Below are 15,453 nucleotides of genomic sequence, written 5' to 3'. Positions count from 1 at the left end.
CGCTTAAAGGTGATAGCCGCGTTTGGCAATAAGCTCAGAGGCAAGTTGGCGCGTGACATTGCCGGCATCCACATCGCCGACCTGCTTTCGACGCAGCTCGATCAACTTCTCCGCAGTGCCCTGCGGGAAAGCCTCGGCCAGAATGGCACGCGCCGTTGACCCGCCAACCTGTTCGTACAACAGCCGCCGGAGCGAGCTGTCTATCGGTGAAGAGTTAAGCGCCCACAGTTCAAGAGGCCCCAGCGCGTTTTTCAATATCCGGGCCAACGTACCACCGCCCTTGATACGGAAAATGCCCAGGAACGGCACGCCACTCCCATCAGGAGCAGGGCCTGTACCGCAGCGCTGGAAGTTACGCAAGGTGACTTTCGGCACCTTGAAGCGTTCGACCAACAGCGCTTCGTCATCCGGATCGACTTCCATCATGAACAATGAGTTAGCCGAGCGAAGTATGGCCTCAGGGAAATCACGCATATACTGGGAAGACAATACGGTGCGAACCCCGAATTTCCGTTGTTCACGATCCTGGGTTTCCAGCATGGGGAAAATAAACGGCACTTTCTTGGCGTTATGCAGCTCGTCATACCCCTTGGTCTTAACCTCTTGATCCAGCTGTTCCAACCGTTCGATATGTAATGCGTGATAACGCTTGTCGACCGCAGTAAGCAACACATCACGGTACTGAGGCAGGACGAAATCACCGCCGGCCACCTGGCCAGCAAACAGGAACATGATCCCCGTTTTGAGATGCCCCGCCTTACTGTCATCCCCCATGACGTTATTGAGGTCGATTGCGATCACGCGTGTCCGAGGACTAATGACAAACCGCGTGCGCCCAGCCAGCATTTTGAATTCACCCACCGCGTCTTTCATGCAGCGATACATATACTCCAGCAACTTTTCCTGACTACCATCTCGCTGCACTTTACCGAAGGCACCCTGAATATCTTCATGATTCAGGATACCGGTCATGTCGGTCAGTTCAGGTACAGCCTGGAACTGGGCCAATTGGGCCTCTCGCACATAGCCCCCATCAAACAGCAGATCACGCACTTCGTACCATAGAGCTTTATCCCACCAGTCTGCGTCGAACCGTTCAAACAGCCCCAATTTATCCAATGCCGCATCAACACACTCCAATCCAGGTAAACCGCGGCTATAAGCCTGCGGACTGACTTCTGCATTAGTGGTGTAGGCCTTACTGATGGCACGCTCGAGGATTTGTCGGGTATCGCGGGCATTAGGGGGTTCGCCGGTGCTGGGATCGATACACATGGCGGTCAACATGCCGAGTATCCAGTTGCGTTCAGGCTCTATCGGATAACGCGCCCCCAACTGGATATCAAACAGGTTGCGGCAATGGGCCGTACTATTCTGCAGAACAATACCCACCACCTCATCCTTGCGTTCCGGCGGCAAAGCATCGCGCAGCAAGGCAATCTGGCCTTGCATTGAAAATCCCTTATCGACCCCAGCAAAAAACGGCAGATTTTGCTGAGCGCTGGTGATTTGAATGTTGCCAAGGGCGTTAAGTAACACTGACTTACCCGTCCCCGGAGAACCGGACACCAGATTGGTCAACTTGTTCTGCTTACTGGTAGCCAGCCCCACAGGATAGAGTTTGCCATCCAGCGTGGGGAACAAGGCGTTGCCATCGTCTTCCCAGGCAGATGCCGGCCGCGTCAACGGCGCCAAATTCAGTGCTTCGGATAACGGTGGGTAGAGCGGGTTGGGGCCGCTACCTTTACTGGCCGCTACCAAAGTGGAAACCCAGGCCCGAGCCGGATCGCCGAAAGTCTGTGTGACTTCACATACCCCCCATGACTGGAAAGCCTGCGTCAGTAGCGTCAGATTACGCGTCACCGCCTGCGGGCTGTCCCCCCAGGTCGCAGCCGTTATCGTCATCACACAGACAGGTTCATTTTTCTCAACTTGTGTCAGTGCAGCGATGGATTTCCAAATCGGCCGTAACGTCGGCACAAACGCCATAAAGTCGAGCGTCCCTTTCTTGACGCCCAACGCCGACATGCCGCCAGGCATCACATCCATCCGTACCCGCCAAGGCACCGCACGCGGCACCAACGCTTTAAGATGCGCAAACGACTGAGGGGTTTGTGGCCCAAGGACAACTGACAAGGTGCCATGCCACACGCCGTTAATGTGCAACATATTGCCCTGCGGGTGAATATCCTGATTCATCAACTGGAAGTTCAGCCATGGTGCCAGGAATGGCGTGTGATCATCTCCAGCACGTGCGCCATGGGGCATAATGGGATCATCCGGCAACAATGGCTGCCAGTGCTCTGAGGTGCCAGCCCGATCCACTTGCTCACGCAATGCATGCCCAACTGAATGCGCGTCAAGACGACTCAATAGCACGCCTTCGCCGTTATCTCTCAATGCCGCCTCTATGCCACTGAGAAAGGCATCATGTCTGATTTTTTGTCCCACCATCTCAGCCAAAACAGGGTTTTGGCCAAAACGCGCATCGGGGCTTTGCTGGATAAGCGCCTTGAGACGCTTGTTTTCGTCCATCAGTTCGTGGGCGGACAATGCCTTACGTCCGGTATAACACACCAGATAACAGCGTTCTCGTGACACCCAGGGGCTGATCTTCGCCACCCGTTCATCCAGAATTTCCTTCAACGCCATGCCGGTACGGCGAATAGATCGGTATTGAGGCGCCATAAGGCGCCTGACCTCTTCTTCCCCGCGTGAAGGATCATCCTCGTAAATCAGGCTGAACTTATGGCCATGCCGGCGATACACCGCATTCAAGGATTCGGTCATACGTTTGATGCGACCCGCCCAGGAAAACGGCGCGTCTGACGCCGCCGTTTCATCGGTATCGCAAAAGCTGCCGGCGACGGCAAAGGCCGAGCAATAATCACCGTCGTCAGTCACCAGGATATAGGGGGCTGCCAGCTCGGGGTGGCGTATACGATCGTCATCTGTCAGGCGGATCACCGTCTGCAGATCACAGTAGTCGGGCAAATCCCGCGACACGGCAAAGCGGGAAGTTGCAGTAATTATCTCTTCAATCCAGCGGATCGGGTTCGGCATACAAATCACTCCGGCGGTAGGTAGGGAAACACCAGGTCGTCAAGGCCTGCGCCGCTGTTTTACCCTCAGGCAACAACAGCGACAGGTCATCGAACACATCAGGGGGAAATACAGGTACGCAGCCAACCAGTCGTTGTTGCAGGCATGCCCGCTTGACGGGGGGCAATCGCAGCATGGCTGCGGCAAATTCACCGACTCGCGCCGTTCCCCATGCCCCTTCAACCTCTCGGGCATGGAGTACCATCCAGCGCCACAAACGTTTCCCCTCACGCTGCTGTGCTCGGGTGCCGGTAATCATCGCCAACAAAATCTGACGCTGCAGATGAAGGGCGTTCATCAGTGAAACGCCGGGAAGCCAGACCAGACGAGCATGGGCTGCGGTGGGGCTGTCGAGGTGCCCGGAGAGGTAACATAAAGTGCATACCGCATGTGGCTCATCAAATCCTGCGCGGGCCCCCTGCCACAGTTTGTTAATATGCAGGCCACAGCATCGACAACGTGAACCGTCCATCGGCTGCGGCACCGGTGTTTGGGGATCGCCACTGATATCCAGTGAAAGTGGCGCTAGCGTTAACTGAGCTTCAGTCATGACGAATTCTCAACCAAAAGCAGACCGGGCCATCTCCCCGAATATGTCGCTGTGCCATAGATTCACTCCATAAAAAACGCTCCGGAAATCCGGAGCGTATCTCGTTAGCCGACGTTGACCGGTGACAGTCCCACCTGTGTTTGCGCTCGTTTGATAATTTCCGGCACCACGATGAGGCAGACCCCAAACAGAATTGCCGAAATAATATGGGAGACCTTAATCTGCGGATTGTCCTTCTTATTTTTTGCTGCAATCAGTCCGCCAATGACAAATACGGCTCCGGCAAGCTGTGCAATAACAAGTGCAGACTTAATCCCGGACTTGGCACCTTCAGCGGCACGGTCGGCCATGTCCGCAATATCACCATCGGCCAGTGCAGTGACCGGTAGAACCGCTATAGCTCCTGACAAAAACGCCATAAATCGCTGACGTAACCACGTTTTAATGAAATAAGCGCGCACGGAAAGTTTCAGCATCATGTCGTTTGGCATGATTGACTCCTTGAAAATGAAGATTGTTATTAATGAAGGTGAGAGTGCGCTTACGCGCGGATGAAACCCGGCAGGCTTACAGCATGCCAAGGGATTTTTGCAGGGCATCAAGCAGATAAGGACTGCAGACCATCATGATACCCAGCGTGAATTTCAAGCTTCCGGTGGAAACGTCCTGACTGGCCGACAACCCCGTATGCCCATCTTTAAGTGACCGGCGCCAGGTCAACATCCCCTGCAGCGCAACATAAACGCCAAAGACACGGATCAGGGTCAGCATGGCGTTCGCGGCATCGGCCGCCACACCAAAGGTGCCAACATCCACATAGCTGATGGCGTCGAAGGTAGCACCTTGCCAACCCACTTGCCGGGCTGCAGCACCGATCATCTGATCCAATCCCGCCAGCCCTCCGCACAACAGCAACCAGGCGATCACCTTTCCGCCCCCAGCGGACTGGCCCGGCGATTTACGTGATGCGCTGGCGTGATGTGCCAGAAATGTCACCGCGCCTACCACGGCAAACAACATGGCCAGCGTAAACCCCAAACGGGTAAACGCCCCCTGCACGTTATGCGCGAGATTGACCAACAGCTGGATAGCATCGCTTCCGTTAGGCATAACCCTTACCTCACTTCAGCACGCCCGCGCTGGTGCTGACTTCACGAGACTGAGCATCGATACCGGTGATGGTCACCCGCCCCAGCCGATCGCCCGCTTTGACAGCCCAGGTTTTACCTTGCCAGTACACCCACGCCATGCCGTTTTGCACCGCATCAAGTCGCATGCCGGCAAGCGCAGAACGAGAACGGGGTGCGGCACGGTCATTAACCTGCGACACCACAGCTGCAGGCTTTGCCTCAAGAACAGACAACCTGCTGAGCAGCTGGTTATTCTGTGCCTGCAGGTCAGTCAATTGCTGTTTCAGCGCGGCCAGCGCAGTACTCTGCGTTTTGACCGTGTCCGCCAACCGGGAAATCGCCGTGCGGTTAGTCTCCGCAAAAGAACGAACACCGCCAACCATGGTGGCAACGTCATTCTGCAGTTGAACCGCGTCCGCTCCCCCTGCCGGGGCGACAGCGGCCAACGCCACCGGTGCCGCAGATTGACCATACTCAGCCTCACTGAAGGCATCCTGCGTAGCGGCCGAACCGCCATCACCACCATTCACATAAGGAGCGAACAGATAAGCCGCAAACAGTCCCAGAGCAAGAACGGCCCCTGCAAGCCAGGGCAGCGTTAGACCAAAAAGCAACTTGCGTTGCATTAAGCCAGGTCTGCCGGGCATAGTCGGTGTTGGCGGAGCTTCAGGCGGGGCGGTTACTGTTGGGTTAGTTGAAAACTCACTCATGCCTATTCTCCCGAGTAATCAGTTGAACCAGATAATCATGGGCACGCTCTGCTGCCTCCGGCCATGAACCCATCGCCGCCGCGTGTTCAGGGTGCACGCCGGGCAGGCAGCCAAGGTAATTCTCCAGCGCTGCCCGTCCCTCATCAAAACGTGGATCGGTATGCATCAGAAGGTACAACTCGGATACCCTATCCGAAGATACCCAGTCCTGAAGCAACCTGGGGGATATCACGTCAGGCTCACAGGCATGCAAACAGGCCAGCGCGCAGTTCAGTGCCTGCCGCAGTTGCTGGCTTTTCTGACGCCACTGCAAATTTTCATCCTGCCCTATAGTCATGTTCTGCTCGAATTGTCGTGCCATGGAATAGCCCTTATTGCTGTTGCAGCCTGCGCTGCGCTTCGATTCGTGCCTGCGTCTGTGCCCGCCAGTCGTTTTCTGTCGGCGGCATTCTGTCTACCGGCTTTACCACCGGTGATGTGACCATTGGCGCTGTCGCTGCCCCCACGTTGGCCACATCGGTCGAGTAAACCCCGCGCATGAACTGAATCGCCACCACCTGTTGCTTCTCGACAAGGACCTGTTTCGACGGTAAGCGGGCAGCATCACTGCTCAGCACATTCGCAGCCTGACTGGCCGTGCCGCCGGCAATCACGCCAGCGACTGCTTTACCATCCGGTGTTTCCGGTCGCGTCGTCACCGCGTTGAAGCCGTTCGTCACCACCTGCGTATTGGCTTGCGCATACATCTCACCGATACCACCAATCCCTTTCAGCAAGGCTGGCAATACAATGCGCGAGAAGTAACGGTTATTGACTTCAGTGGCGACACTCGGCATCAGGCTCTCATCCTGCAGCGCATAGGCATCGACCTGATAATTGACGCCCCCAAAAGACATTTCGGTGAAGTGGATCACCACCCCATCCCCCGCCAGCTTCGCGCCGGCAGGGGCTTTAAGCACCGCGCCCGCATAGGGACCTGACACAAACCGCCCCAACACTGGGGTGGTGCTGTTATCTGAGTCCACGCCAATGTCGATCACGCCCGGGCCACGCCAGTAGGGTGGCACGACCACGGAAGGCGTGACCGGCGATCCCCCTGTTCCGGTACTGAGTGAGGCCGTCTGCACCGACATATTGCCCGGCAGGCTGGCGCTCCAGCGGCTAAAGCCCGACACATCTCCCCCGCTCGCCCCCGATGTATTACCGTCTCCCCCACCGAGAGCCTGAGCCACCTGTATACCGGTTGGCGGTGATGTCGTATCCGTTCGCGGTACCATCTGCGCCAATAAAGCGTCCAACGCTTTCTGACGCCGCTCATCTTGCCGCTGCCTGTCCGTATCGGCTTGGCGCGAATCATTGCGCCCCTGTCGGGCTGACGGTTCTGTCGATGGCTTTCGCGCATTCGTAGCTTGAGAGGGCAGCGTCACGGGTTCCTGCTCCAGCGGTATAGAAGCAATAAAGCTGCTATTACGCTGCTGTGCGGTCGTGACCCCTTCCTGGTTATACTGTCGAAGCAAATCCCGGTACGCCGGCGTTTCTGTCCCCTTGCTGTGCACCGACGCGCCTACACGATTGATATCAACCTGGGAGGGTGCCGGTGGCGGCGTAGCCAGCCAACTCCAGACAAAATAAGTCCCGCCTACCAATGCCACCACAGCAGAGGCCACCAGGGTCAATGTCAGCTTTTTATCCCTTCCTGCATCATTTTCACTCGCCATGTCTTACTCCAGAGCAATGTTTAGCGCGGTGGTTTTCCCCATAACGGAAAACGTCACATAGGGTGTCGCCGGCAACTTCCACAGGTGAGTACCATCTGCAGAGGAAAGCGTCGCTTCAAACTCGTCACGAATATCGGCGCGCGATCGGATGTACAAATCATCCCCCAGTTGCCATACCGTGATGTCAGGCACGCCACCGGTAACTTTGAGCCGCCGAGCCTCTTTAGGCGGTACACCGTCAAGGAAAGACTGCAGCGTACTGTCATGCAGCCCGATGCGACTTTCAGGTATAGCCGTCGCTTTGGCCGCTGGCCCACGCCGGGGAACGCGCATATCGAGGCGACTGTCTACCGTCCATGTTTTGGCAGACGTATCCGGTTCGCCGCTGGTGACATTCAGCACAATGGGAACGGACAACCCACTCAGATAAACGGTGATATTGCCGCTAACAAAAGGTTGCTTGGCATAAACCACCATCACCGGACTGTCCGGCACCCAGTAAAGCTGGAAGGCCGGATTACCGCTGATCGGCGCAGCACCCAATTTCCAGGGTGCACCGGTGCTGTCGATAAACGTCAGTGAACTGGGGTAGTTCATCGCCGTACGCACCAGTGGCAAACTGGCTCCCGGCGACAAATCGACGGTCAGTGCACTGATGCGAGGCACCACCGATACTGAGGGTGAGATCATGGCCCGGGTGACGTCGGACTGACGCGCCCGCAACTGCCTAATCTCATCAGGGGTCAAGGGTGATACGGCCTCCTCGGCCTGTGCATAGAGCGGTGAGGGAGGAGGAAGTGGATCGCTACCGGACAACCCGGCACCATTAGGTAATGGTGGCTCCGACACGGGCCGAGCGGCCGGTGCAGCAGGTACCGCAGCCGTGGGTACCTGACTTTGTGACCAACCCGCCGGCGCGGAGGCGGCAGGCGCTTCTGCCCAGACCGGCGTGGTCATCAACGCCAGCAAGGAGAACATTAGGGTATTTTTCATGGGGAACCTCAGTTGGCGTTTGTTGAAATCATTTGGGTGACTTCAAGACCCGCCGGCTTTTCCTGAACGTCGGTGCGCTGAATGCGCAAAGTGAAGATAAACCGCTGAGCTGGCGTACTGGTTTGCTGCCCATCAAGCTTGAGTGTGACCGGATACTGGAACTCCCAGGTATAACGATCGCCAAGTACCCCTTTGCTGCGTATGACGCCAGGCGCCACATCAACCGACAGGTTCATCCGCTGACTTTTAACTGCAGCAAGAATGTTCGACGACGTCAGTGCCTTGTTGTATCCCTCAAAACCCTGGTCAGAGAAAAGTGGCTCCACCCGGGTCATCTGCGAGCGATAGTGAACAAAGTCGAGCGTAAAGCCTTTACGCAATGCATCGGCACCAAATGCCGCAACATCCTCTGAGCTAAACGCTGGCATATTCATCGGTTTGACCGGAGTCACCCGCCCATTCTCAGTCGCAAAGTATTTAACCGGAGGGTGTGCAACCTGCCATCCCAGATATCCGTTTAGGGAAAGCGACAGCACCATCGCCACACATAACCACAGCATGACGGTCAGGCAGCGATGAGCAAAAGCCGCCCCCAGCTCACGCTGGCGTTGCAGGGACAGGGCATGTGCATAAGCACGCGCCTCATCGTCTGACACAGGGGGCGCCATGTTCGGCGCCAATGGCGCCTCGGCAGAGCTCTGTTCTTGCGTTTGCATGGGTCTCCTTAACGCCCCGTGAACTCTTGCCACGGGTCAATGGTGCCGGGGATGTTGTCGTTGATCTTGTCAACGGCCGCCTGACAGACCTTCTCAGACACCTGGTTCATAATGTCAGCAAGGCTGGGGAACGTGGGCAGTTGGATCGTGGTTGTGCGTATCCGTGACAAACAATCCTGCAACTGGTCGGAGGCATTCTGCTCTCGCGACGCCCAGGCTTCGGCTGCCCGCCGGGCCTGTTCATAACCGGCTTTGCTACCAGCTTCTGCAGCAGCCCCCGCACGGCAGGTAGAAGCAAAACTGGTAGCCGGCAGACAGCACAACGCCGCAAGCAGTGCGGCGCACACGCTTTTTTTAAACATAAAGTGTCCTTTGCGGTCAGTGAGTTATATCGGGCGAGGGTCGCCCGGCTGAGCCTTTGGCGCTGCCGCCGGCGCGGCCTTTGGGGAGGTGTTCTCATCCCGCCAACGCTCGTCAAATCCCAATCGGGAATGAAGCGCGGGCGGTAAGCTGGCGGGTGCATCCAGTTTGCCAATCCGAACCTGGCTATCACCTTCCAGCTTGAAGGCAATATTCTCGCGGGGAACAGGCTGGCCGCTGCTGCGGTTGATCCCATTCCCACAACCTACAGGCCTCGCGCCCTCCGTGGTGACTGTGTTGAACACCATCGGTGGGGCATCGTCCCGGCCAGGCAGCGTCACCAAGACATGCTGATACTGCCCCTGGTGACGAACCACACCCTGCAGGTACGGGCCATCACTGCGTACCAGGTACAAATCAAGATGACCATCTTTCGACCAACTGCTAACAACCGGCTCCCCAGCCCCTTTATCCACGGACGGCCGTGGTGCGGATAACACATCCCCGGGGGTCTGACTGCCCTGCCCATCAGGACGCAACCAGTACACACCTTCCTTAGGCGCAGCCGGGGGCGGCATATCAAGGTGCAGTTGGGTAATGATGGCCGATTGGATTTTGGCAAAGCGCGACGCATCGAATGCCGCCAGCTTCACGCCTTCATCAGTGCCGGTGCGTACCGTATCGCCCCCAGTCGGGGTCAACGACCACTGATTGCGATGAGCAGTTTTAGACTCAAAATGGGTGACCACCCCCTGATCGTCCTTTTGCGGAACCTGTACGGTTACCGCCTCCTTTCCCAGCCAGGTCAGTGTCGCTATGCGGCCAGGCTTAATGCGCGTTTCACGCAGCAACCCCGAAAGCTCCTTACCCCAAAACGTTTGTTTTCCTTCTCGCGTCCGCAGCGTAATAAAAGCGCTTTGCGATTGACCGGGTTCAAAACGGAAAGGTGCGTTACCACATTCGAGTACCTTGCCCGTCACCCCCGCAGCCGCCGCTTTGTAACTTTGGTGAATAGCGGGAGAAATACTGCTGTCGGGCTGAGCCGCATTATCTTGCGGTCGCGCTGCAGGAGCGACACGATGATCAACGGCTGGTGCAACCTCTCGCGGGGCGTCCGCCGGTGTGGCTGCTTCGGGGTCGGGATGATTCACCGGCGATGCAGCCGGTTGCGATGTGGGGGAATGAGCTGGCATCGGGACCATGTCACCAGTGACAGCGTCACGCGCTGATACTGGTGTAGCCAATAACTTCCGCGCATCCTCCAGCATGGCCTGTTGAGCGGGTACCTTCATCGCCACATTGATTTTATGCTGGGCAATCAAGGCAATCGCTTTTTCCTGAAAAGCTTCACTACCGGTCAACTCAATACGTCCCCGGTAATACTGTGCCGCCGTCAACAACGCCGCGAGCACCTTCTCATCGCTTTGGCTGGCCCCTTCCGCCATATCCAACCGAGAACCCCGATCGATGAACGCCGGTTCGTTATCCAACTTATAGAGAACCGACTTATCGCTCTGCGGCTCCCATGACAGCCGCTGGAGTAACGCATCCTTATCTATCAGCGCTACGTCCGGATCAGCGGCTTCGCCGTTCGGGCGTGGCGGACCAACCCAGATAGCGTCAACGGTAGGTTCGGCCTGAGTCTGTTCTGACGCAGAGCGGTGAGCCCACTGTGACGCAGGTATGGCATTTTCTTGCTCTGGCTCACTGGCTGGACGAGGTGGCACATCAGCCTCCAATTCACTTGCCGTATCCGCTGTCGCCACCCGGGATGTTTCAGTCGCCTCTGGCGTCGGTACAACGTATTCTGCACCGCCGGTCGGGGTTGGTTCTGGTACGCGCCCTTCAGGATTAAGTCGTCCAGCCAGAGAAATGGGGGCGTTGTCTGAGCGGGCTACTACCTCAGAAACATCGGGGCTCTCTGTAGGTTCGGGCCCCATATCAGGTAACGGTACTGCCGACGTATCGGCCTGCGCGGCCCAGGACGCATAATCATTAATATCAATCGGCGTCTCATCAACAACGGGAAGATGATCCACCGCCGGTTCAACAGGCCCGATGTTCTCGGCCGGCGTTGGCGGCATAGTGTCGGCCGGAGTAGGTAGCGGTTCGTCAGGAATGGGCGGCGATACGCCCTCGGATGGAAGGTTCATTTTGTCTCTTTCCTCTCGGATGATCTCCAGTGTTCGGGCAATGTTGGCGGTCACGAGCAAACGCAACCCATCAAGCCCACGCGACTGGTGAAGGTCATTGAAATCGGTCAGCCCCAGTTTTTTTTCAGCGTCGGTAAAATCAGGCACAATTGCAGCACCATAAGTCACTGAGGACGCTGCCTGGGTTGCCATCAGCAATCCCTTGTTCACTGTCTTCGCATGATCCAAATCGGCCAGGAAGATATGTGGGGTGTTGGGATAACGCGCGTGCAACACGTTTGCTATTGCAGCCATATTGCCGGCATCGATGGTCATCACGACCGGTTGGCCAGTGGCAAGATTCAGGCTTCTGGCAGTGGCATACCCTTCGGCATACATCACCGGGGCATCAGGTAAGAGCGGGCCTCCCACCACCAAAAAATTACCCTGCTTTGGCGCATCGCTATAAAGCCGCTTATCACCGTCAGGCGTGATGTACTGCAAGGTGCGAAACTCACCCTCAGCATTAAAAAACGGCACCACCAGGGCACCGTTTTGAGTTTGTCGCAGCTCTGGCGTCGGGGTTATCCCCTTTCGCACCAGATAGGGATGGGCGGGGTCGGCCCCCGGAAGTTTGTCGTATAATGCCTGCGCTTTCGCCGTCTGCCGACGGTAATTGGCCTCTCGTGCCCGTTCAGCATTATCGTGTGCCTGGCGGGCTGCAGCCCGAATGTGCAGCCGGGCAACGGGGTCAACTTCTGTTCCGCTCGCCTTCCAGTTAGTGACCGACTTCTCCGTTTCAGCACGGTGGTAATTGATAAACCAGCCGCCGGGTCGGCGATCGAGGAACCCACGGTAAACGCCACTTTTTTGCCCCTTCTTATCCTCCAGCGTAGCGACGCGATGCCGTTTCCCGTCCATCACCGGCAAGCCTTTCACGACTAATCCCGCCTGCGTCAGGGCATCATGAAACTCTGCCTCCGCATCACCACCGCCGGTGCTGATGGTGTTATCAGGCAGCCAAGCCTTCACGCGATCGATATCGCTTCCTGGACGCGCGTACCACAGAACGGCATCTTTATCCCAGGCCAGTGCCGAACGGCCATCATCAAGTAGCCCTGCAGCCTTGCGAGCCTTATCTCGTTCTTCGTGCGGCACCGCCAGCCAAAGACAGTGCTCAATTACTTTTCCCATGTTGATCTCCTCGACGCCGATCCATACCCCGGCATCCTAAAAGGCCTATGCGGATAATCGTCACTCGCCTTCAGTAAAGCGGCGATACCACCACGGGCGGCCCGACAGCCGCTTTCCTCGCAGCAGATAGACCAGCCGGGCATTCAGTACCGTCAACGTCCAACCAAAGGCCGACAGAATTCGGAAAAAAATGATGATGCCGCTGATCACATAAATCGTGTCCCAGGTAGGGAAGCGGAACCAGAATAAATACAGCAGAAACAAGGGGGCCGGAACACCGTAAACGTTGAGCCGCCGAGAGGCATTGCGCCAATAGCCCGGTGGCAAAGGTTCCTGTTCATCATTCATGGGCATGACCTCGCTCCAACTCACGCAACTGGTGGCTAGTCAGGGCGACGGCCAGCTCGCTGCGAGCGATGCGGCCTTGCAAGTACAGCCGCCAGGCATGATCGGCAATGCGCCGTTTCTCAGTTCGAATAATGCCGTCAATGTGCTGGCCCCATTTGATGTAAGGCATTTGCGACAGCCGTTCCCGCAAGAGATCGTCAAAGATAATGTATTCACGCACAGCCTGCCGTTTGCCATCAGTTGTTCTCAGCAACTTCTGCACCACGATGTACTGCAGTACCCCCAGCATGTCGTGCGCGATAGCTTCGCGGATCTCCGCCTGGAACAGGTTAAGGCAGCGAGGTATGGCCTCACCCGGTGAGTGAATGTGCAGTGTCGATAAGCACAGATGACCAAGCTGGCCCGCCTGTATACCGGCCTCCACGGTTTCCCGATCACGCATTTCCCCGACGCCAATAACCGACGGTGCTCGACGCAGGTCAGCACGGATACCTTCGGCAAAATTGGCCACATCCCGCCGGATCTGCAACTGGGTCGCCGGCAAAATATCTCCGCTCTTACCCAGAACAAATTCTATCGGGTCTTCGGTCGTCGTCACTTTGCGGTCAGGGTCATGATCAATACAGTGCCGATAAACCGACGCCAGGAAGGTACTTTTTCCGGAGCCGGTTTCGCCGCCAATGAAGGCCAACCCTTTATGAGGCAGAACAACACTGCGTAGATCATCCTCGATACCCAACGAATCCAGGTCGGGAATTGCGGTCGGGATAATTCTCATAGTCAGTGCAATAGTCGTATCAAGCCGCCCCGCCGTTGCCTGTACGAAATTGCAGCGGAATCGCAACCGTTCGCCACGATCCAGACCGTAACGCTGGTACATATCGCCATCCAGCTGCAGCGCCCTGTCCACTGGATGCCCCCCGCCGGCCGTTGCCCGGACCTCCGGCTCAAAGACCTCGTCAATCAGTTTGGACAAGGTATCGTCAGCCAGTACAAAGGTGCTGGCTCGTCGCAATCGACCGTGGTGGCTGACGACCAAGTGATTGCCGCCCTGGATATGGATATCACTAACATTCTGCTTGGCGCACCAGACAAAAAACGCTTTCAGCGCATTGCCGTCCAGCCCGTTATGAAAAGGGTAGGGTACAAAGTCAGTAGATTCAGTCATGATCGCCCTCTCTTTGTATTACCGGCTTCCATTTCGTCTTGTCAGGCACAAATCCAGCGTGCTCTTTGAGGCGACGTACCCTATCCCCCGTGGTCAGCTTGCTACGATCGCCACTGACGGTTTGTTGCTGGTCGGTCACCACCGGAGAGGTGATATACCCCTGTTGCAACAAGCGGGAGTAAACCAACATGCCGCGATAATCACGGGTCAGACGATTGAAATTGGCTTCCAACGTATGGTCAGCACTCTCTCGCCCTTCTTCCCACCCCTTTCGAACAGCAGCCTGCCATAGCGTTTTCTGCGCACCGTTGGACGGTATCACTGCCGCTTCAGGCCCATCGATAGCCGAGGTGGATAAGCCTGCGTTGAGCCAACTCCGCCAGGATGGCGGGTTGCTGACAAAACGCTCCGGGGTGAGAATTTCATACACATGCGTAGCGGTTCTTATCTGATTAGGGGTGATGTGGGCCACATCCTGAGCCTCACTGATCACCGGAGGAAGCCAACCTTGGCGGCTGATCAAAGTACGAAAGTCATATAAGGCATCCAGGTTTTTGGCGACGGCATCAAGTGTTTGCCGTAGCTCCCAGGCTCGCTGTGCTTTTCCGCCCCGAAAACCCAATGTGCGTCCAGCCTCTTCAAGCAGTTGACGCCGCGTTTCCGACACATCCGACGTTGATGGCTGTGAAGGACTGAGGTAACTGCCCATATCTGGCGGTGCAGACTCTGAAGGGGATTGTGCAGCTGCTGCCTGGCCGCACAGTACGCCATTGACGAAAAGCAGCGTCAGAATGGATTTTTTCATCTACGCCCCCTCGGTTTTTCTGGTTGTGAAAAGGCCAGTGTGAGCTGGCCAGGAAACTCATGCAGTGTGGCCCGCCAGGCAGTCTGGACTTCAATCATTCGCAACAGGTTCTGGTAGGTGACGCCGTTTACATGCAGATTGACCGGCAATGGAAGCCGCACACCCGTCCAGTTAAAGGTCAACCCACGTTGTCGGGCCAGATGAGAAAGCAGCTCGACAGCATCGCCATCCCAGTTGAGGGTTACGCGCTGAGAATTGGCACTGATATCGGGTGTAAATAAAGGTGCTCGAACTTGGTTTATCGCGCCGGATAAATACAAATTATTCTGAGCGTTACTAATCTGCTCAGCATTATATTGAGTATCTGTATTTTTGAGCGGCATGACTGCGGTACTTTTAGCCGGAAATTGACATCCACTAAGCACCACAGGCACAAAGAGTAACATGCAATAAAGTTTCATGTTTCTTTATCCTGTATATCTGACTATTTAGATTAATTTGAATTTAGAGTGGGATTAGAAAAGAAA

At 56.4% G+C, this 15,453-nt stretch carries 15 protein-coding genes; all 15 read right to left on the bottom strand.

Going from position 1 to position 15,453, the window contains the following annotated elements; translation table 11 throughout:
* Window positions 1-3: 3 nt before the first annotated feature.
* The 15 genes from ACGS9J_RS23855 to ACGS9J_RS23785 all read right to left on the bottom strand — a co-directional run bounded on the left by ACGS9J_RS23855 (window position 4) and on the right by ACGS9J_RS23785 (window position 15,387).
* A complete protein-coding gene (locus ACGS9J_RS23855) occupies window positions 4-3,063 on the bottom strand; it encodes an ATP-binding protein (protein WP_442233123.1) in 3,060 nt (1,019 codons plus the stop codon).
* Complete coding sequence (locus ACGS9J_RS23850) at window positions 3,038-3,652, bottom strand: conjugal transfer protein (RefSeq protein WP_442233122.1); 615 nt, start codon at window positions 3,650-3,652, stop codon at window positions 3,038-3,040. Before ACGS9J_RS23850 ends, ACGS9J_RS23855 begins: the two co-directional genes overlap by 26 nt.
* A gap of 104 nt (window positions 3,653-3,756) precedes the next feature.
* On the bottom strand, window positions 3,757-4,143 hold the full coding sequence (locus tag ACGS9J_RS23845) for a DUF6750 family protein (RefSeq protein ID WP_129942291.1): 387 nt from the start codon (window positions 4,141-4,143) through the stop codon (window positions 3,757-3,759).
* A gap of 76 nt (window positions 4,144-4,219) precedes the next feature.
* Window positions 4,220-4,762, bottom strand: coding sequence for a conjugal transfer protein TraQ (traQ, locus tag ACGS9J_RS23840; protein ID WP_021807928.1), 543 nt, complete (start codon window positions 4,760-4,762; stop codon window positions 4,220-4,222).
* Between the two features lie 10 nt (window positions 4,763-4,772).
* Window positions 4,773-5,492, bottom strand: coding sequence for a conjugal transfer protein TraP (traP, locus tag ACGS9J_RS23835; protein WP_442233121.1), 720 nt, complete (start codon window positions 5,490-5,492; stop codon window positions 4,773-4,775).
* Window positions 5,485-5,853 (bottom strand): hypothetical protein, encoded by a 369-nt coding sequence (locus ACGS9J_RS23830; RefSeq protein WP_241392057.1) that lies wholly within the window; start codon window positions 5,851-5,853, stop codon window positions 5,485-5,487. Before ACGS9J_RS23830 ends, traP begins: the two co-directional genes overlap by 8 nt.
* Window positions 5,854-5,863: 10 nt before the next feature.
* Entirely contained in the window at window positions 5,864-7,210 is a 1,347-nt protein-coding gene (gene traO, locus ACGS9J_RS23825) for a conjugal transfer protein TraO (protein ID WP_241392058.1), read from the bottom strand.
* Window positions 7,211-7,213: 3 nt separating this feature from the next.
* Window positions 7,214-8,188, bottom strand: coding sequence for a DotH/IcmK family type IV secretion protein (locus tag ACGS9J_RS23820; RefSeq protein ID WP_442233140.1), 975 nt, complete (start codon window positions 8,186-8,188; stop codon window positions 7,214-7,216).
* A 23-nt stretch (window positions 8,189-8,211) separates the two neighbouring features.
* Entirely contained in the window at window positions 8,212-8,919 is a 708-nt protein-coding gene (locus ACGS9J_RS23815) for a DotI/IcmL/TraM family protein (RefSeq protein WP_021807923.1), read from the bottom strand.
* Between the two features lie 8 nt (window positions 8,920-8,927).
* On the bottom strand, window positions 8,928-9,281 hold the full coding sequence (locus ACGS9J_RS23810; protein WP_021807922.1) for a hypothetical protein: 354 nt from the start codon (window positions 9,279-9,281) through the stop codon (window positions 8,928-8,930).
* Window positions 9,282-9,305: 24 nt separating this feature from the next.
* On the bottom strand, window positions 9,306-12,605 hold the full coding sequence (locus tag ACGS9J_RS23805) for an LPD7 domain-containing protein (RefSeq protein WP_442233120.1): 3,300 nt from the start codon (window positions 12,603-12,605) through the stop codon (window positions 9,306-9,308).
* A gap of 60 nt (window positions 12,606-12,665) precedes the next feature.
* Complete coding sequence (gene icmT, locus ACGS9J_RS23800) at window positions 12,666-12,953, bottom strand: IcmT/TraK family protein (RefSeq protein ID WP_048795552.1); 288 nt, start codon at window positions 12,951-12,953, stop codon at window positions 12,666-12,668.
* Window positions 12,946-14,121: a plasmid transfer ATPase TraJ gene (gene traJ, locus ACGS9J_RS23795; protein WP_442233119.1), complete on the bottom strand. Its 1,176-nt coding sequence runs from the start codon at window positions 14,119-14,121 to the stop codon at window positions 12,946-12,948. Before traJ ends, icmT begins: the two co-directional genes overlap by 8 nt.
* On the bottom strand, window positions 14,114-14,926 hold the full coding sequence (locus tag ACGS9J_RS23790) for a type IV secretion system DotC family protein (RefSeq protein WP_442233118.1): 813 nt from the start codon (window positions 14,924-14,926) through the stop codon (window positions 14,114-14,116). Before ACGS9J_RS23790 ends, traJ begins: the two co-directional genes overlap by 8 nt.
* The gene (locus ACGS9J_RS23785; RefSeq protein WP_442233117.1) at window positions 14,923-15,387 is read right to left on the bottom strand and encodes a DotD/TraH family lipoprotein; all 465 of its coding nucleotides are present in this window, start codon (window positions 15,385-15,387) and stop codon (window positions 14,923-14,925) included. The genes ACGS9J_RS23790 and ACGS9J_RS23785 overlap by 4 nt, the downstream gene beginning before the upstream one ends.
* Window positions 15,388-15,453: the final 66 nt, after the last annotated feature.

Origin of the sequence: Serratia quinivorans (assembly GCF_052113645.1) — a bacterium.
GTDB lineage: Bacteria > Pseudomonadota > Gammaproteobacteria > Enterobacterales > Enterobacteriaceae > Serratia > Serratia quinivorans_B.
This window is presented reverse-complemented; position numbering and strand designations above follow the sequence as displayed.